This window comes from Flavobacterium terrigena, assembly GCF_900108955.1.
Lineage (GTDB): Bacteria > Bacteroidota > Bacteroidia > Flavobacteriales > Flavobacteriaceae > Flavobacterium > Flavobacterium terrigena.
The window spans coordinates 92,382-111,781 of the sequence record NZ_FNYA01000008.1; the positions used below are offsets into that span (position 1 = coordinate 92,382).

General features: G+C 30.6%; 16 protein-coding genes and 1 tRNA gene. 16 read left to right on the forward strand and 1 reads right to left on the reverse strand.

Annotated elements, in window-relative coordinates:
- The 9 genes from BMX42_RS12840 (at window position 1) to BMX42_RS12880 (ending at window position 10,851) form a co-directional block, all read left to right on the forward strand.
- A complete protein-coding gene (locus BMX42_RS12840) occupies window positions 1-441 on the forward strand; it encodes a Rieske (2Fe-2S) protein (RefSeq protein WP_091315164.1) in 441 nt (146 codons plus the stop codon).
- Entirely contained in the window at window positions 438-1,661 is a 1,224-nt protein-coding gene (locus BMX42_RS12845; RefSeq protein WP_091315167.1) for a hypothetical protein, read from the forward strand. The genes BMX42_RS12840 and BMX42_RS12845 overlap by 4 nt, the downstream gene beginning before the upstream one ends.
- Before the next feature lie 61 nt (window positions 1,662-1,722).
- Window positions 1,723-2,043 (forward strand): DUF6660 family protein, encoded by a 321-nt coding sequence (locus BMX42_RS12850; protein ID WP_091315170.1) that lies wholly within the window; start codon window positions 1,723-1,725, stop codon window positions 2,041-2,043.
- A 96-nt stretch (window positions 2,044-2,139) separates the two neighbouring features.
- Window positions 2,140-6,489 (forward strand): CusA/CzcA family heavy metal efflux RND transporter, encoded by a 4,350-nt coding sequence (locus tag BMX42_RS12855; RefSeq protein ID WP_091315174.1) that lies wholly within the window; start codon window positions 2,140-2,142, stop codon window positions 6,487-6,489.
- A gap of 11 nt (window positions 6,490-6,500) precedes the next feature.
- Window positions 6,501-7,790, forward strand: a complete 1,290-nt coding sequence (locus BMX42_RS12860) for an efflux RND transporter periplasmic adaptor subunit (protein WP_091315178.1) — start codon at window positions 6,501-6,503, stop codon at window positions 7,788-7,790.
- A 27-nt stretch (window positions 7,791-7,817) separates the two neighbouring features.
- On the forward strand, window positions 7,818-8,105 hold the full coding sequence (locus BMX42_RS12865) for a heavy metal-binding domain-containing protein (RefSeq protein ID WP_091315181.1): 288 nt from the start codon (window positions 7,818-7,820) through the stop codon (window positions 8,103-8,105).
- A 19-nt stretch (window positions 8,106-8,124) separates the two neighbouring features.
- Window positions 8,125-8,481 (forward strand): heavy-metal-associated domain-containing protein, encoded by a 357-nt coding sequence (locus BMX42_RS12870; RefSeq protein WP_091315185.1) that lies wholly within the window; start codon window positions 8,125-8,127, stop codon window positions 8,479-8,481.
- Window positions 8,482-8,483: 2 nt separating this feature from the next.
- On the forward strand, window positions 8,484-8,849 hold the full coding sequence (locus tag BMX42_RS12875) for a DUF3703 domain-containing protein (RefSeq protein WP_091315188.1): 366 nt from the start codon (window positions 8,484-8,486) through the stop codon (window positions 8,847-8,849).
- Between the two features lie 10 nt (window positions 8,850-8,859).
- Entirely contained in the window at window positions 8,860-10,851 is a 1,992-nt protein-coding gene (locus BMX42_RS12880; protein ID WP_091315192.1) for a heavy metal translocating P-type ATPase, read from the forward strand.
- 284 nt (window positions 10,852-11,135) lie between these two features.
- On the opposite strand, the gene BMX42_RS12885 is transcribed toward BMX42_RS12880, so the two are convergent.
- A tRNA-Phe gene (locus BMX42_RS12885) sits at window positions 11,136-11,208 on the reverse strand.
- A 121-nt stretch (window positions 11,209-11,329) separates the two neighbouring features.
- On the opposite strand from BMX42_RS12885, the gene BMX42_RS12890 reads away from it, so the two are divergent.
- The 7 genes from BMX42_RS12890 to BMX42_RS12920 all read left to right on the forward strand — a co-directional run bounded on the left by BMX42_RS12890 (window position 11,330) and on the right by BMX42_RS12920 (window position 19,223).
- A complete protein-coding gene (locus BMX42_RS12890) occupies window positions 11,330-12,064 on the forward strand; it encodes a type III pantothenate kinase (protein ID WP_091315196.1) in 735 nt (244 codons plus the stop codon).
- The gene (locus tag BMX42_RS12895; protein ID WP_091315199.1) at window positions 12,057-13,307 is read left to right on the forward strand and encodes a BamG family beta-barrel-assembly machinery protein; all 1,251 of its coding nucleotides are present in this window, start codon (window positions 12,057-12,059) and stop codon (window positions 13,305-13,307) included. The genes BMX42_RS12890 and BMX42_RS12895 overlap by 8 nt, the downstream gene beginning before the upstream one ends.
- A 4-nt stretch (window positions 13,308-13,311) precedes the next feature.
- Entirely contained in the window at window positions 13,312-13,857 is a 546-nt protein-coding gene (gene lptC / locus BMX42_RS12900) for an LPS export ABC transporter periplasmic protein LptC (protein WP_091315332.1), read from the forward strand.
- Between the two features lie 102 nt (window positions 13,858-13,959).
- Window positions 13,960-14,151 carry a hypothetical protein gene (locus BMX42_RS12905; protein ID WP_091315204.1) on the forward strand — a complete coding sequence of 64 codons (192 nt, stop codon included), beginning with the start codon at window positions 13,960-13,962 and terminating at the stop codon, window positions 14,149-14,151.
- 80 nt (window positions 14,152-14,231) lie between these two features.
- On the forward strand, window positions 14,232-16,337 hold the full coding sequence (locus BMX42_RS12910) for a peptidylprolyl isomerase (RefSeq protein ID WP_091315209.1): 2,106 nt from the start codon (window positions 14,232-14,234) through the stop codon (window positions 16,335-16,337).
- 73 nt (window positions 16,338-16,410) lie between these two features.
- Complete coding sequence (gene pth, locus BMX42_RS12915) at window positions 16,411-17,064, forward strand: aminoacyl-tRNA hydrolase (protein WP_177169173.1); 654 nt, start codon at window positions 16,411-16,413, stop codon at window positions 17,062-17,064.
- A 92-nt stretch (window positions 17,065-17,156) separates the two neighbouring features.
- Window positions 17,157-19,223, forward strand: coding sequence for a T9SS type A sorting domain-containing protein (locus tag BMX42_RS12920; protein WP_091315213.1), 2,067 nt, complete (start codon window positions 17,157-17,159; stop codon window positions 19,221-19,223).
- Window positions 19,224-19,400 lie beyond the last annotated feature (177 nt).

Genomic DNA, 19,400 nt, shown 5'->3' on the forward strand with positions numbered 1-19,400 from the left:
ATGAACAGAAAAGATTTTCTAAAAACATGTGGTTTTGGTTGTTTAGCAACTATTACGGGTATTTCTTTATTGCAAAGTTGTAGCTCTTCACAAGTATTATCGAAAGAAATAAAAGGTTCTGATATTTTAGTTCCAATTTCCGATTTTGAAACCACTTCAAACGGAAAAACAGAATATAAAAAATATGTCATAATTCAGAATGAAATATTACAATTTCCTATTTGCGTTTATAGATTTAATGAGAATGAATACAAAGCTCTATTAATGAAATGTACACATCAAGGTGCAGAATTACAAGTGTATGGAGATAAATTACAATGTGCTGCTCATGGCAGTGAATTTAGTAACATTGGAACTGTAGAAAGCGGACCAGCAAACACTGATTTAAGAAACTTCCCCATAACTATTGAAAACAATATTTTAAAAATATCATTAAAATGAAATTAAGATTAACCCTTATACTTTTTTTATTTATATCAAATTTGTTTGCTCAAATTGACCCTTCATTACTAAAAAGAATACCAAAAGACACTGTAAAGCAATTATTAAATATGGATGCGATGTATAATCGTCCATCTTTAAATATAAACAAAACACCTATCGCAATTGGTGGTTATCTTGAAACAAATTGGCAAAAACTAACTACTGATGGAATTTCTGAAGGGCATCAATTTCAGGCGAGAAGGTTGTCTGTTTTTATGTCATCAGCAATTAGTAAGCGTATAAAGTTTTTAAGTGAAATAGAATACGAAGAGGGTGGTAAAGAAATCGCTATTGAATTTGCTTCTGTTGATGTAGAATTTCATCCTTTAGTAAATTTTAGGGCTGGAATTATCATCAATCCAATTGGAGCATTTAACCAAAATCACGATGGTCCGAAATGGGAATTTACTGACCGACCGATTTCTGCTACGCAAATGTTGCCAGGAACTTTTAGTAATTCTGGTGCAGGATTATTTGGAAAAAAATATTCTGGAAATTGGATGTTTGGTTATGAAGCCTATTTTTCAGGAAGTTTTGATAATTCCATAATTGATAACACTGAAGGAAAAACGTTTTTACCTTCTGCTAAAGAAAACCCAGAACGGTTTGAAGAAATAAATAGTGGTGAACCACTTTTTACAGGTAAAATTGCTGTTAGAAATAGTAAAATTGGAGAAATTGGACTTTCTCATATGGGTGGAATTTATAATAAATTTACTGATGACGGAATCACTATTGATGTTCCAAGACGTGTTAATGTTTATGCAATAGACTTTAACACAACACTTCCAAAAATTAAAACATTTATTACTGGTGAATGGGCTTGGATTAACGTAGAAGTTCCTGAAACCTACACACAACAATTTGGAAACAAACAACACGGTGGTTTTTTAGATATTGTTCAGCCAGTTTTAAAACGAAAAATGTTAGATTGGGAAAATGCGAGTTTAAATATTGCTTGTAGATTAGAATATGTAGATTGGAATGTTGGAAGATTTAATGAAACAAATGGTAATATTGGTGAACATCTTTGGAGTATTATGCCAGCAATTAGTTTCAGACCAACAAGTCAGACCGTAATTCGTTTGAATTATAGATTACAGAAGCAAACCGATATTTTTGGAAATCCACCATCTATTACGGATGGATATAGTTTAGGAATTTCAACTTATTTTTAAAATAAAAAACACGAATTATAATTATTTTTATTTTTTGTAAAAAAATACTACTTTTACATCAATGAAAATATTAAACATCATATTATCAGTATATATAATTATGCTTACTGCCTATCCTTGTGCAGATAAGCATAATGATGTTTTAGTGAAATCTTCTAATACAAGTCCGCAACACAATCATTCTCACGATGAAGAAGCAGATCTATGTTCTCCTTTTTGTGTTTGTAATTGTTGTGGTCAACAAACATTAACGTTTTTAGAAATTCAATCCTTTCAATTCTTAGTGCATTTTCAAGAAATAAAATCTTCTATTTCTTTTTATAAGTCAACTTCTTTTTCAAATTTCTACGGAAGTATTTGGCAACCCCCACAATTAGTATAATGAAGCCCGAGTAATTTCGGGTTAATAAGTTGTGTCTTTTAAACAACTTAAAAAATAAAAACAGTTCTCTGTTTATTAATTCATTATACAATAAAAATGTTAGATAAAATCATTCATTTTAGTATCAATAATAAATTTATTATTGGGCTTTTCACACTAGTATTAGTTATCGTTGGTAGTTATTCACTTTATACTTTACCAATTGATGCATTACCAGATATTACAAATAATCAAGTACAAATTATTACAAGTTCGCCTACTTTGGCAACACAAGAAGTAGAGCAATTTATTACTTATCCAATTGAGCAATCGGTTAAGTCAATTCCTGATATTGTTGAGCTTCGTTCAATAAGTCGTTTTGGATTAAGTGTTGTAACCGTTGTGTTTAAAGAAGAAATAGATATTTATTGGGCAAGAGCTCAAATTACAGAAAGAATAAAAGAAGCCGAAAATACAATACCAAAAGGTGTTGGAACTCCCGAAATGTCTCCAGTTAGTACTGGTTTAGGTGAAATATACCAATATGTAGTTTTTCCTAAAAAAGGATTTGAAGAAAAATATAACGCAACTGATTTAAGAACCATCCAAGATTGGATTATAAAACCTCAGTTAATTGGAACAAAAGGTGTTGCTGAAGTGAATACCCTTGGTGGAAATCTAAAACAATATGAAATTGCAGTTCAGCCTGATAAACTGAAAAGTATGAATACTACAATTACCGAAATTTTTGATGCGTTAGAAAATAACAATGAAAATACAGGTGGTGCTTACATAGATAAAAAACCTTATGCTTATTTCATCCGTGGAGTGGGTATGGTTAATGGTATAGAAGACATTAATAAAATCGTAGTAAAAAATCAAAATGGTATTCCTATTCTTATTCGTGATGTTGCAAATGTTCAAATAGGTAGTAGTATCAGATATGGTGCAGTTACAAAAGATGGAAAAGGCGAAGAAGTGTCAGGAATGGTAATGATGCTTAAAGGTGAAAATAGTGGTGAAGTTGTTACGGTTGTGAAAGAGAAAATGGAACAAATCAAGAAATCACTTCCTGAAGGTGTAGAAATTGAAGCGTTTATGGACAGAACAGTTTTAGTTGACAAAGCTATTAGCACTGTACAAACAAATCTTATTGAAGGTGCTTTAATCGTGATTTTCATTTTAGTATTATTGTTAGGTAATTGGAGAGCAGGTTTAGTAGTAGCTTCTGTTATTCCATTGGCTTTATTATTTGCCATTTCAATGATGAAACTTTTCGGGGTTAGTGGTAATTTAATGAGTTTAGGAGCAATTGATTTTGGATTAATTGTAGATGGTGCTGTTATTATTGTAGAGGCTATAATACACCGACTCCAAGTCAGTAATAAAGGTAAACTAACTACTAAACAGATGAATGATGAAGTGTATCAAGCATCATCAAAAATTAGAAGTAGTGCAGCTTTTGGAGAAATAATAATTTTAATTGTTTATCTGCCTATTTTAGCTTTAGTAGGTATCGAAGGAAAAATGTTTGGACCAATGGCACAAACAGTTTCATTTGCCATATTAGGGGCGTTTATATTGTCATTGACTTATGTGCCAATGATGTCAGCTTTGGCATTAAAAAAACAAACAGGACATAAAAAGAATTTTAGCGATAAAATAATAGATGCAATTTACAATTTCTATACACCTATTTTAGAAAAAGCATTACGAGTTAAAGAAGCAATTATTGGTGTAGCTATTGCCTTATTCATTGGTTCATTATTTTTATTTAATACATTAGGTGGTGAATTTATTCCCACACTTGATGAAGGAGATATTGCAACGCATTTAATCATAGCTTCAGGTAGTTCATTATCTCAAGAAGTGGAAGCAACTACAAAAGCAGAACAAATTTTAAGAGAAAAGTTTCCAGAAATTAAAATGATTGTAACCAAAATCGGTTCGGCTGAAATTCCTACTGACCCAATGCCTGTTGAAGCTGGAGATATGATTATTCTCTTGAAAGATAAAAGTGAATGGACATCAGCAGAAACGAAAGAAGAATTAATGGAAAAAATGGAACACGCTTTGTCTGATATTCCAGGTGCATTTACAGAGTTTTCTCAGCCTATTCAAATGCGTTTTAATGAGTTAATGACTGGTGTAAGAAGTGATGTAGCTGTTAAAATTTTTGGTGACGATATTGATATGTTAGTTAGCAAAGGTGAAGAAGTTGTGAAGTTAATTAATGGTGTTGAAGGTGTTTCTGATGCTAAAGCTGAACGAGTTGCAGGTTTACCACAAATAACAATTCGTTATAATAAAGATAAATTAGCTTTATATGGTTTAAAAATTGGTGACTTAAACAGAGTTGTTCGTATGGGTTTTGCAGGCGAAACAGCAGGTGTTGTTTATGAAGGCGAAAAACGTTTCGATTTAGTTGTAAGATTAGACAATGATAGTAGAAAAGATATTGAAAATCTAAAAGCTTTATTTGTGACTTTGCCATCAGGCAATCAAATACCTTTAGAACAAATTGCAGATGTAAACTATGAAGATGGACCAATGCAGATTTCTCGTGAAAACGGAAAACGTAGAATTGTAGTAGGTTTCAATGTTCGTGGTGCTGATGTAAAAACAGTAGTAGAAACCATTCAAGCTAAATTAGATGAAAAACTAAAATTACCAGAAGGATATTATACTACTTATGGCGGACAATTTGAAAATCTTGTTGAAGCAAACAAACGACTTTCTGTTGCTGTGCCAGTAGCTTTAGGTTTGATTTTAGTTTTACTTTACTTCACATTTAAATCAATCAAACAATCTTTATTAATATTTACAGCTATTCCATTATCTGCTATTGGTGGTATTGTTGCTTTATGGTTACGAGATATGCCGTTTAGTATTTCAGCAGGTGTAGGATTTATTGCCCTTTTTGGTGTGGCAGTATTAAATGGAATTGTTTTAATCGGGTATTTTAATGAACTTAAAAAGCAAGGTATGGATAATGTATATGACAGAATAAAAGAAGGAACTAAAGTAAGATTAAGACCTGTAATATTAACAGCTGCTGTAGCTTCTCTTGGATTTCTACCAATGGCTATAAGTAGTAGTGCAGGAGCAGAGGTTCAAAAACCATTAGCAACTGTTGTAATTGGCGGATTAATAACGGCTACTTTACTAACATTAATAGTTTTACCAATTCTGTATTTATATTTTGAAAAAGGAATAAAAATTAAAAGAAAAACTATGAATAATTCGGCTTTAGTAATAGCTTTTTTGCTAGGTTCATTTACTGTAACTGCACAAGAAACTCAAAAACTTGATGTAAAGCAAGCACTTGAAATTGGATTAAAAAACAATCAAAGTATTCAAGCTTCAGAATTAGAAGTAAAAATGCAAACACAGATGCAAAAAACAGCATTTGAACTTCCTAAAACGGAATTGTTGGGTACTTTCGGACAAATAAATTCGCAAGCTCAAGATAAAAATTTTAGTATCAGTCAAAGTTTTAATCCTTTTCAAATTAGTGCTAAAAGAACCTTGCTTAAAGAATATAGTAATGCTAGTGCAACTAAATTAGGTGTTTCAAAACAAGAAATAACCTATTCAATTCGTCAATCTTGGAATACCTTATTGTTTTACGAAAAACAAAATACCGTTTTAGAAAAGCAAAATGTAGTAATGCAAAAATTTGTAAAGTCTGCTAATTTAAAGTTTCAAACAGGTGAAACAAATGCTTTAGAAAAAACAATTGCATTGGCAAAACAACAAGAATTAGAACAAAAAATAAAGCAAAATAAAACACAAATTGCAATTGAAAAATCAAAGCTAAAAGTAATTTTAGATCTAAAAACTGATTTTATGGCAATAGATACTTCATTTGTACCATATCCTGCTATGACAAAAGTTGATAGTTCAATGGTAAAACAAAACCCAATAGTTCAATTAGCAAATCAGCAAGTTCAAATAGCACAAGCAAGTCACAAAGTGGAAAAATCAGCATTATATCCAGATTTTTCAGTTGGTTATTTTTTGCAGTCTATAACTGGTAATCAAGATGTAAACGGAACATCAACCTATTATAATAATTCACCTCAATTTCAAGGATTTTCAATTGGTATCGCAGTTCCGTTATTTGCAGGAAGCAATATTGCAAAAGCGAAAGCCGCAAAAACAAATATTGAACGTGAACAAAAAAATGCTGACTATATAAATCAGCAATTTAAAAGCCATTTAGAACAACAATCAGAACAATTGGTCACATATGGTTCATTAATTGATTATTATAAAAACACAGCATTACCAAATGCTAACTTAATAATCAAAAATGCAACAAAAGGGTATCAAAACGGCGATATTTCTTATGTAGAATATGTTCAAAGTATAGAAACAGCAAGTCAAATTCAATTAAATTATAACGAAGCGATTTATAATTATAATCAAACTATAATTACAATTCAATACAGTATCAATCAATAATAAAAAATAAAATGAAAAAATCGAATATAATATATGCATCAATAGTAGGAGCGATAATTCTTGCTGTTATTTTATATTTCTCTTTACGTCATACTGAAGGTGATGGACACGTACATACAGATGGTGAAACTCATACGGAAGAAAGTCATTCGGACGAAAAAGAGCCAACAACAATTAAAGAAGTTGAATTAAATGAAGCTCAGTTTAAAGCATCAAGTATAGAATTAGGTACTTTTTCAGATAAAAATTTGAGTGAAGTAATTAAGGCTAATGGATATACAAAGTTACCACCACAAAATCAAGCTGATGTATCTGTTTTCACTACAGGAATTGTAAAAACAATAAATGTAATGGAAGGGCAGAGAGTAAGTAAAGGACAAACCATTGCAACAATTGAAAGTCCTGAGTTTACTAAAATTCAAGAAGCTTATTTAACTTCAAAAAGTAATTTAGAGTATTTAAAATTAGAATTTGAAAGACAAAAAACATTAAGTGATGAAGAAGTGAATTCTAAAAAAGTTTTTCAAAAAACCAAATCAGATTATGAAATTGAAAGGGCTAGATTTAATTCATTGCAAAAACAATTAAATACTTTGCACATTAGTGGTAATGGAAATACTACTGCTACTGTTCCTGTTATTGCTCCAATTTCAGGAAATATTACAGAAATTTATATTAAAATTGGTAGTAATGTTGAAGCAGGTAAACCCTTAATGAATATAGTTGATAATTCTAAATTGCACGTAGATTTATTAGTGTATGAAAAAGATTTATTCAAAGTAAAACAAGGTCAAAATGTACGTTTTATTCTAACTAATCAAAACAATACTGAAATTAAGGGTAAAATATTTAGTGTAGGTAAATCTTTTGAAAACGAAACAAAATCAGTTGCAGTACACGCTGACATTTCGAATAATCAACAAAAATTAATACCAGGAATGTATGTAAATGCACTTATCGATGCAGGAGCAAATACTGTTAAAGCTTTACCTTCGGAAGCAATAATTAAAGCAGATGGTAGAGAGTTTATTTTTGTTTTAGAAGAAGGTCACAAAGAAGAAGTAGCACACGACGAAAAAGAAGGACATAATCACGAAGATGGTGACAAGCATGAAGAATCGGAAGGGAAAACTTTCCATTTTCAACGTATTGAAGTAAAAACAGGAACTACACAATTAGGATATACGCAAGTAACATTACTTCAAAAAATAGAGTCAAACGCAAAAATTGTCTTAAAAGGTGCTTATTATGTACAAAGTCATTTACTAAAAAGTGAAGGCGGTGGTGGTCATTCACATTAATAAATTTTAATCTAAATAATATAACAAATGAAAAAATCAGTTTTAATTTTGGCTTTTGCCATTGCAACATTAAGTGTAGTTTCTTGTAATAAAAATGAAAAAACAGAAGTTACAACAGAACACGAAGGTCATAATCATAAAGAAGGAGAAGCTCACAAATTAGCTTACGAATGTCCAATGGATTGTGAAAAAGGAAAAACATATGACAAAAAAGGAACTTGTCCAGTTTGCAAAATGGAATTAATTGAAGCCAAAGCGGAAAATCACGAAGGACACGACCATTCAAAAGAGAACCACGAAGGGCATAATCATTAATCTAAAAATAAAATAAAACATGAAAAATTCAATTTTAAAATCAATCGTATTAGTTGTGTCATTATTTTTCTTTTCAAATTTTGTTTCAGCTCAAAAAACAACACAAAAAGCAGTAATCAAAACTTTTTTACATTGCGACCATTGTAAAGAATGTGAAACTTGTGGGCAAAAATTTAAAACAGAAATGCTTAAAATTAAAGGAGTAAAAATGTATGAATTAGATGATAAAGCAATGACTTTTACAATCTATTACAATTCAAAAAAAACAAACCTTCAAACCATTAAAGAAGCTATTTCAAAAATGGGTTATGATGCAGATGAAGTAAAAGCTGACCCAGAAGCTTATGAAAGTTTAGACGGTTGTTGTAAAGCATAAGTATGAAGTTTAATATCAAAATGCCAAATAAACTAATTCCTTTTTATCAAAAAGAGTTAGAAGCCGTTAAGGATAATTTAAAGCAAGATAATTTACAAACTGCTTGGTATCATTTGGAGCGTGCCCATATTATTGGGCAAAAATATCCTTATGAACACACATTTGTACATTGGAAAATGTTACAATTTGGTATTAAGATAAAAAGTTCAAAAGAAATTATTGGTCAAATTCCACGATTATTGGTAGGTGGTGTAAAATCATTTGTTGGTCATATTCCAGTAGGTAATACAGGTGGTGCAAATGTACCACCTTTAAAAGTTATGGTAATACCTGAAGATATTAAAGAAATTTTAAATTCGAATTCATAACAATTATATTATGGAACATCAGCACATTTACGACAAGCAAGGAAAACAAATTTGTTGCTCATTAGAAGAAAAAATAAATAAAAAAACCGAACATCATTCTGATGATGATGGACACGACCACGACCATTCAAGCGAGGAAAAATCAACGTTTCAAATGTTTTTACCAGCAATAATAAGTTTTGTTTTATTATTGATTGCAATTGGTTTCGATAATTATTTTACGCAAAATTGGTTTACTGGTTATATTAGAATAGCTTGGTATGTTGTAGCTTATATTCCTGTTGGATTTCCTGTACTTAAAGAAGCTTTTGAGAGCATTAAAAAAGGTGATGTGTTTTCAGAATTTCTGTTAATGTCAATTGCAACAATTGGTGCATTTGCAATAGCCGAATTTCCTGAAGGTGTAGCTGTTATGTTATTTTATGCTATTGGTGAAATATTCCAAACATTGGCTGTTCAAAGAGCAAAGGCTAATATTAAAACATTGCTCGACCAACGACCAGACGAAGTTACTATTTTAGAAAATAATGTAGCTAAAACAATCAAAGCTTCAACCGCAAAAATTGGAGATATAATCCAACTTAAAGCAGGTGAAAAATTAGGTTTAGATGGTGAATTACTTTCTGATACAGCTTCTTTCAATACTGCCGCATTAACTGGAGAAAGTAAACCAGATACAAAAGCAAAAGGGGAAACAGTTTTAGCAGGAATGATAAACTTAAATTCGGTTTGTCAAGTAAAAGTAACTGTTGCTTATTCGGATAGTAAATTGTCAAAAATTCTTGAAATGGTGCAAGATGCAACGTCTAAAAAAGCACCAACAGAATTATTTATTAGAAAATTCGCAAAAATATACACTCCAATTGTAGTTGCTTTAGCCGTTGCAATATGTTTGTTGCCAATCTTTTTTATAGAGAATTATCAGTTTAATGATTGGCTGTATCGAGCATTAATTTTCTTGGTTATTTCTTGTCCTTGTGCTTTAGTTATTAGTATTCCTTTAGGATATTTTGGAGGAATTGGTGCAGCTTCTAAAAATGGAATTCTTTTTAAAGGAAGTAATTTTCTTGATGTAATGGCTTCCGTTCAAAATGTTGTAATGGATAAAACGGGAACAATGACTGAAGGAGTTTTTAAAGTTCAAGAAGTTGTTTTTAATTCCGATTTCAATAAGGAGGATATTTTAAAAATGGTTAATGCTTTAGAAAGTCAAAGTACACATCCAGTAGCAACTGCTATACATCAATTTGTTGGAGATATTGATACTTCAATTGTTTTGCAAAATGTTGAAGAAATATCAGGACACGGATTAAAAGCAAACGTAAAAGGAAAAGAATTATTAGTTGGTAATTTTAAATTGATGGATAAATTTTCTATTGCTTATGATGTTGACCCGTCGAGTATAGTTTATACTTTAATTGCTGTAGCTTATGATAAAAAGTTTGTAGGTTATTTAACTATTGCTGACAGTATCAAAGAAGATGCACAAATCACAATTGATAAACTAAAAGCACTAGGTATAAAAACCACAATGTTAAGTGGTGATAAAAATACAGTAGTTCAATTTGTTGCTCAAAAACTTGGAATTACAAATGCTTTTGGTGATTTATTGCCAGAGGATAAAGTAAATAAAGTAAAAGAAATCATTGCAAAAAACGAAACTGTAGCTTTTGTTGGAGATGGTGTAAACGATGCACCTGTAGTTGCTTTAAGTAGCGTAGGTATTGCAATGGGTGGTTTAGGAAGCGATGCAACAATAGAAACTGCCGATGTTGTTATTCAAGATGATAAACCAAGCAAAATACCTTTGGCAATAAACATAGGTAAGCAAACTAAGAAAATTGTTTGGCAAAATATTATTTTAGCATTTACAGTAAAAGCAATTGTTTTGGTTCTTGGAGCAGGTGGTTTAGCTACAATGTGGGAAGCCGTTTTTGCAGACGTAGGTGTTGCTTTATTGGCTATTTTAAACGCTGTTAGAATACAGAGGATGAAGTTTTAGTTAAAAAAAAATACGATATTTTTATAGATAGATTGTTTAACCACCTACGTATAATACCCCCATTGGATTGATGATTTTTGGTGTACCCCGCCTTTTTCTTATATCTAAATTTATTATGTTTTGTAAAATTCAGGAATTATGAAATAATAAAATTTATTATAGATAAAATTAAATATTATTTCGTGAGATAGATGTGGTGAGTGAATGTTGGCTCGAATGTCGTCCCTAGTAAAAACAAAAAATCCGTAACTACTTAATTAAAAGCCTGTTACGGAAAATTTTTGTGGTACCTCCAGGGATCGAACCAGGGACACATGGATTTTCAGTCCATTGCTCTACCATCTGAGCTAAGGTACCTTGAATAATTCTGTAATATTACTTCCTTATTGCGGGTGCAAATATAGAACCATTTTTATATTTTCCAAAACAAAAAATAAAAAAAATCATTTTCGTACATTTGCAATTCTAATATTTAGATATGATACTTACTATTGATGTAGGAAATACAAACATTAAAGTCGCTGTTTTTAAACAGGTTAACTTAATTGAAAAATTTGTTTTTCAAAAAAATGAGCTTAAAAATAATTTTAAAAATATTTTAAAAAAATATTCAAATTGTACAAATGCAGTGCTTTCTTCGGTCGGAAAACTAGATGAAACTGATATTTTGTGGCTAAAAAGTCATTTGAATTTACTTGAAATTAGTCATGATTCTGCTTTTCCATTCAAAAATTTATACGGTTCTCCTAAAACTTTAGGTGTAGACAGAATGGTTTTGGCTGCAGGAGCTGTTTTATTATACCCAAATCAAAATACTTTAATTATAGATGCTGGAACTTGCGTTACTTATGATTTCGTAACAAATAAAAATGAATATTTAGGTGGTGCGATTTCTCCAGGTTTGCGTTTACGTTACGAATCATTACATAATTATACAGCGAAATTGCCCTTGTTGTTAAAAAAATCTCCAGAAAATTTTATTGGGAATACTACAGAAGAAGCCATTCATTCTGGTGTGGTTAATGGTTTGTGTAATGAAATTGAGGGCTTTGTTTCTCAATATTCTGTTAAAAACGAACAATTTACAATAATTTTAACAGGCGGAGACGCTAATTTTTTGGCTAATCGATTAAAAAGTGTCATATTTGCCGATGAAAATTTCTTATTAAAAAGTTTACAACAATTATACACTTATAGTTTACAAAATGATTAAAAAAATTGCCTTAATAGTTACTATACTACTAGCAAGCTTCGGTTCTGCACAAGAAAATACTCCTTCGCCTTATTCTTTTTACGGAATTGGAAGCGCAAAATTTAAAGGTACTAATGATATTGTTAACATGGGTGGAATAAGTGTTTACTCAGATAGTACGCACATTAACGTATTAAATCCAGCTACATATTCTAATCAAATGTTAACTACTTTTCAAGTTGGTGCAACAAGTTCATTTTATAAATTAAATGCGGGTACACAACTTGAAAAAGCTAAAAAAACAACTTTCGATTATTTAGTTATGGGTTTTCCCGTTTCTAAAAAATTAGGAGTTTCTGTTGGTTTGTTGCCTCAAAGTGCAGTTGGTTATAGATTTAAAAAAGATAATATAGCTGTTGATAATACTGTAAGTAGGTATTTAGGAAGTGGTGGAGTGAATAAAGTGTTTTTCGGTTCTGGATATAAAATTAATTCAAAATTTAGTGTAGGTTTAGATTTTCAATATTTATTTGGTTCGATTAATACCGAGTCTCAAAAATTTGGAGTAAATCTACAAACAGGTTCAAGAGAAGTAAATGAATCTTCTTTGTCAGGAATCGCATTTAATGCAGGTTTTACATATAATACGAAACTTAATAATAAATTAAATTTTATGTCTAGTTTAGTTTATTCTCCTGAATCTAAATTAAATTCTAATAATACAAGAAAAGTTGCCTTGATTACTACTTCTAATGGAAATGTAATTCCAGCTTCTTCAGATACAGAGGTTGTTGTTGCAGATACAAAACTTAATATTCCATCAAAATTAGCTCTTGGTGCTGGTGTTGGAAATAGAAAATGGTTTGTTGGTGGAGATTTAACATTCTCAGGAACTGGAAGTCAAATTAATAGATTTGATAATTATTCAAATGTATCATATGAAAATGCTACAAAAATATCTATTGGAGGTTTTATTATTCCTAAATTCGATTCGTACAACAACTATTTAGCAAGAATTACTTACCGTGGTGGTTTCAGATTTGAAAACACAGGTTTAGTAGTTAATAACACAGCGATTAAAGATAAAGCAATGACTTTAGGTTTTGGATTGCCAATATCTGGATCATTTTCAAGCTTAAATTTAGGAATTGAATACGGACAAAGAGGGACGGTAATGAACGGATTGGTTCGTGAAGATTATTTTTCTGTTAGTTTGGGATTAATTTTCAGTGATAAATGGTTCAAAAGAACATTATATAATTAATAGAATGAAAAAATTTGTTGAATATATACTCGTTTTTACTCTGATTTTGTTTTTACAAAGTTGCGAGAGTAATTTAAAAGATGTTCAGCGAATTTATAAAACTTCGTTTGTTCCAACTGGTGAAGCGGATTCTATTAATTTAAAATATACGGATTCTGGTCGCGTAAAATCGATAGTGCAGAGTTTAAAAATGGTCGACTATTCTACAGCAAAAAATCCTTTTGTAGAATTTCCTAAAGCAGTTTTAGTGACTCTTATTGATGATAATGGGAACAGAACAACTGTTGTGGCTGATAAAGCAATTTCGTATAAAAAAACAGAAGTAATTGATTTAATCGGAAACGTAAAAATCGCAACTTACGATGGAAAAGTTTTAGAAACCAATCAATTATATTTTGATCAGAAAAACGAATGGTTTTTTACTGAAGAATTTTTTAAATTTAAAGATGCAGACGGAAGTTTTTTGCAAGGTGTTGGAATAGATTTTAGTAAAGACTTTAAAATTTTCAATATGCAAAATAATAACGGAGAAGTTAATAACATGAAATAATATAAACTATGAAATCGCTACTAAAAAAGAGTTTATTGTAGATAAACACTAATAAATAAAAGCGATGCTATATATTGTCACTAAAAAATAAAATTTACATATATGAAATACTACAAATTTTCTCAATACTTATATTTGGTTGCAGCAATTGTATTTTCAGTTTCTGTAATTTATAAAATTTTAAATAAACAAGATTATGGATTACAAGCAATTATTGCGGTTGGATTTATAATTATGTTCTTCGTGAGAAGAAGTTTTTTAAAGAAAATGGAAAACAATCAAGAAAACAAGTAAAAAAATTGGCAATACTATTTTATTATTAAATAGATAATTGTATTTTCGCCCACTGAATAAAAAAATAACTCAATATAAAAATGGCAATTTTATCAAAAATTAGACAACGTTCTATCTTATTAGTTCTAATCATTGCATTAGCATTATTTTCATTTGTATTAGCAGATGTAATTAAAAGTGGTGGATTTAGCGGAGGTTCAAATAACATTGGTTCAATCAATGGAACAAAATTTGAATACCAAGAATTCATGGCTAAAGTGGCTAATGTTGAAAAACAACAACAAGGTGTTAGCAATACTCAAGCTTTAAATTCAGTTTGGGAACAAGAAGTAAGAAAAGCTTTATTATCTGAACAATATGATAAAATTGGTTTATTACTTGGAAAAGAACAATTAATGGCGGTTATCAAAAATGACCCTCAATTGTCTCAATCTCCACAGTTTTTAAATGCTGCGGGTAAATTTGACGATAAAAAATTTGCTGAATATATCAATTCTTTACAAAGCGCTCCAGACCAAACACAATGGAACCAATGGAAAGCTTACGAAATTCAAATTGAAGATTTCGCTAAAGAACAAATGTATAATACATTAATTAAATCAAGTGTTTATACAACTAAAGCTGAAGGTAAATTAAAATACGAAAGAGATAACAATAAAGTTGATTTCGATTATGTAGCATTAGCATTTTCTACAGTAAGTGATGACCAAGTTAAGGTAACTGACGAGGAAATTATTGCTTACATGAAAAAAAGCCCTAAGAAATTCAAATCAGATAATACAAGATCAATAGAATATGTATTAGTTGAAAACAAACCATCTGCTGCTGACGAAGCTGCAATGAAATCTAAAATTGATGGTTTTGTTAATGGTAAAATTGAAATGAAAAATGGTGTGAATGATACAATTCCTTCATTCCGTTCTGCAACAAATTTAGCTGATTACGTTAATAAATATTCTGAAATCAAATTTGATTCTACTTATGTAGCTAAAAAAGATATTAATCCACAATTCGCGGAACAATTATATACGTTAGCACCAGGACAAGTTTTCGGACCATATACTGATAATGGCTATTCTAAATTATCAAGAGTTGCTGGTAGAAAATCAGGAGCTACTGCTAAAGTAAGTCATATCTTAATCGCTTATAAAGGTGCAATGCAAGCTGCTCCATCAATTAAGTTAACAAAAGAAGAAGCGAAAGCTAAAGCAGAAGGTTTATTAGCACAAGTTAATGCTAATCCAAGTAGTATTGGAATGTTAGCTATGGTAAATTCTGATGACCAAGGTTCAAAACAAAATGGTGGAGTTTATGATAATGTAGCTCCAAAACAAATGGTTAAACCTTTCGATGATTTCTTATTTAACAACCCAGTTGGAAAAACAGGTGTAGTTGAAACTGACTTTGGTTTTCACGTTATGAAAGTTGAAGGTAAAAATGATGCTGTCTTATTAGCTACTGTTGCCTTAAAAGTACAACCATCTGAAAAAACAGAAGATATTAACTACAATAAAGCTTTAAAAGTTGAAACGGATGCACTAGCAAATGGACTTGAAAAAGCTGCTAAAAAAGCTGCTTTAACTATCGCTCCAGTTACTAGCGTAAAAGCTTATGACGAAAATGTAGCTAACTTAGGTTTACAAAGACAAATTGTAACTTGGTCTTTCAATGATGACACTAATGTTAATGACGTAAAACGTTTTGATATCGCTAACGTAGGATTTGCAATTGTAAAATTAAAATCTAAAAATGATGATGGACTTTTACCATTAGAATTAGCAAAACAATCTGTTGAACCATTAATTAAAAATGAGAAAAAAGCAGCTATTCTTAAAAAGAAAATGACTGGTACTACATTAGAAGCAATTTCTAAGTCAACTGGTTCATCTATTTCTCCAGCTGTTGGTGCTTCAATGGCTTCTCCAATGATTCCTAACTTAGGATACGAGCCTAAAGTTGTTGGAGCTGCATTAGGATTAGCTTCTGGAAAAACATCTAAAGTAATTGAAGGTAATTCTGGTTTATTTATGGTTAGAACTAAAGCATTAACTAAAGCTCCAGCTGTAAAAGATTATAAAACTCAAATTGATCAATTGAATCAACAATCAAAAGGTGCTGCATCATACAGAGTTGTTCAAGGATTAAAAGATAAAGCTGATATTGTTGACAATAGAGGTAAATTCTAAAAAATAGAAATTGAAAAATAAAAAAAGGGCTGAATTTTTCAGCCCTTTTTTTATTTTTGTAAGTGTAAATAAAATGAATGTAATAAAGTCTTTACTTCGATTTTTTGGTTCGAATTCTAAAACCGAGTTGGAAGAAGTTAATTCAAAAGAATATCAGGAAATGAAAAAATTTTTAATTGTTGGTTTAGGGAATATTGGTGCAGAGTATGTAAATACTAGACATAATATAGGATTTAAAGTATTAGACTATTTTGCAAATCAAGAAAATATTTCTTTTCAAACTCAAAAATTAGGTGATGTTGCAGAATTCAAAATTAAAGGAAGAACAGTTTTGTTATTAAAGCCAAATACTTATATGAATTTGAGTGGTAAAGCTGTGAAATATTGGATGGAAAAGGAAAATATTGAAAAAGACAATATGCTTGTAATAACGGATGATTTGAATTTATCTTTCGGAAGTATTAGAATCAAAACAAAAGGCTCTGATGGCGGTCATAATGGGCTTAAAAACATACAGCTTTTGTTGAATTCAACTGAATATCCTCGTTTTAGATTTGGAATTAGCGATGCGTTTAAAAAAGGCAAGCAGGTTGACTATGTTTTAGGAGAATGGTCTTTGGAAGAAAAAGAAGCTCTAAATGAAAGATTAAGTATTTCTTCTGAAATAATAAAGTCTTTCGCTCTAGCAGGTTTAAACAATACCATGAATTTATTTAATGGTAAATAGATTGTTGAAATGTAAAAATTTTGACTATTATTTTTAAAAATGTGATTTTTGGTTATATTTGTTCAATTAATTAACCAAATCATATTAATAAAATGAAAAAAACTACTTTATTTTTGTCATTAATCTTTTGTTTTGGAAGCGTTGTTTACGCACAAAACAAATCTGGTGACAAAACTGTTTTTGGGAAAAAAGTACTTCCTGAAAACATTTCTCCTTCAGGGCATATTAGATGTGCTACTTCAGAATACGAACAATATTTAAGAGAAAAAAATCCATCAAAAGAATCAGCGGAACTTTTTGAAAAATGGATGGCTAAAAAAATTGAAGAGCAAAGATCAATTGGAGAAGTTGCTTCTCAAAGTGGTGGAATTATTTATATTCCAGTTGTTGTTCACGTTATTCATAACGGAGATGCCTATGGTACGAATGAAAACATTTCTGACGAGCAAGTTCAATCTCAAATCACAGTGATGAACCAAGATTTTAGAAGAATGTCTGGTACACCTGGTTTTAATTCTGATCCAGTTGGTGCTGATGTTCAAGTTGAATTTATTTTAGCAAAAGTTGATCCTAGTGGAAATCCAACTAATGGTATTAATAGAGTTAATTTGTGTCAGGCTTCTTGGTCTACTGACGATATTGATCTTATTGTTAAGCCTACTACTATTTGGGATCCAGCTTTGTATATGAATATGTGGTCAGTTGATTTTTCAGACAATACATTACTTGGGTATGCTCAATTTCCTGAATCAAATTTAGGTGGTATGAGTCCTGCTGCACAAGATCCTAATTCAGATGGTGTAGTGGCAAATTTTGCTACTTTTGGTAGTTCTGCTTTGGCTACTGGAAGTTTTTCTCCTCCATACGATAGAGGTAGAACAATGACTCATGAAGTTGGTCACTTTTTAGGATTAAGACATATTTGGGGTGATAACAGTGCTTGTCCTGCAACTAACACTATTAATGATGAAGATTTTGTAGCGGATACACCAGCTTCTGCTGGGTCAAATTTTGGATGTCCAGCAGGAACAAATAGTTGCCCTTTAAATCCAGGTAATGATATGATTGCTAATTATATGGATTATACTGATGATACTTGTATGAATATTTTTACTGCAGGTCAGAAAACTAGAATTTTAACAGTTTTAGGGAATTCGCCAAGAAGAAATTATGCAGCATCTAACAAAGATGTAGCGATTCCTTTATTTGCAAATGATGCAGAAGTGAAAATTGAAATGGCTTGTGGAGCTGCATCGCCTTCATGTACTACTCCTAATCCAGCTTCGCCAGCAAAAACTGTATTATTGTATAATAGAGGTACTTCTAACTTAACTTCTGCAACATTAAGTTATAATTTTGGAGGTACAGTTTATACGAATAACTGGACTGGAAATTTAGCGCCAAATAAGTATGCTACTATTGTTTTAGCAAATTCTTCAGTTAACGGATTATTGACGGTTTCTGTTACTGCTGCTAATGGTGGTGCAGATCAAAGAGCATCAAATAATGTAGCTACTAAAAGTTTTGGTTCTACTCTTGCTTATGCAAACTCAACTACATTTACATTTAATCTTGTTGGAGATTCATATGGTAGTGAAACTTCTTGGACATTAAGAAATCAAGCTGGAACCATTTTGTATTCTCATGGTGCATATACTGATATTCCTTCAGGAACTCAAGTTTTAGAAAATAATACAGTTTGGAATTTGCCTACAGGTTGTTATTATTTAACAATGATGGATTCATGGGGAGATGGATTAAATAATGGGGTTGTACAAGGTTACTACACTGTAACTGGTGGTGCTACAACTGTTGTAAATGAAACTGCATTCACTGGTCCAGGTGGAAATACACCAAATTCAAAAGTTCATTATTTTACTAATAATGTTGCCTTAAATTCTGATAGCTTTAGTTTAATGGATGATGTTGTATTATATCCAAATCCTGCTAAAGAAAGAGTTACAATTTCTGTGCCTCAAGGTTTAGATGTTGTTGGTAATTTTGAAGTTTATAATGCTTTAGGACAAAAAGTTTTAACCAAAAATGTTTCTTCTGAAAATGATTTAAATATTAATACGAATGACTACCAAGCAGGTATGTATTTTATTAATTTAACTTTGGGGGAATTTTCTAAAACATTACGTTTTATAAAAGATTAATTTCTCATTATATAGAATTAAAAAGGATTGGTTTTTACCAATCCTTTTTTTATGAATAGATTTCTGTATCTGTATGAAATAATCTTGTCCAATTTTTTTATTTAATGAAATGAGTTGGTTTATTTTATTTTAAAAGGTGCTGTAGTTTTTTTAGTTGTATTTTACTTGTTATGGTTT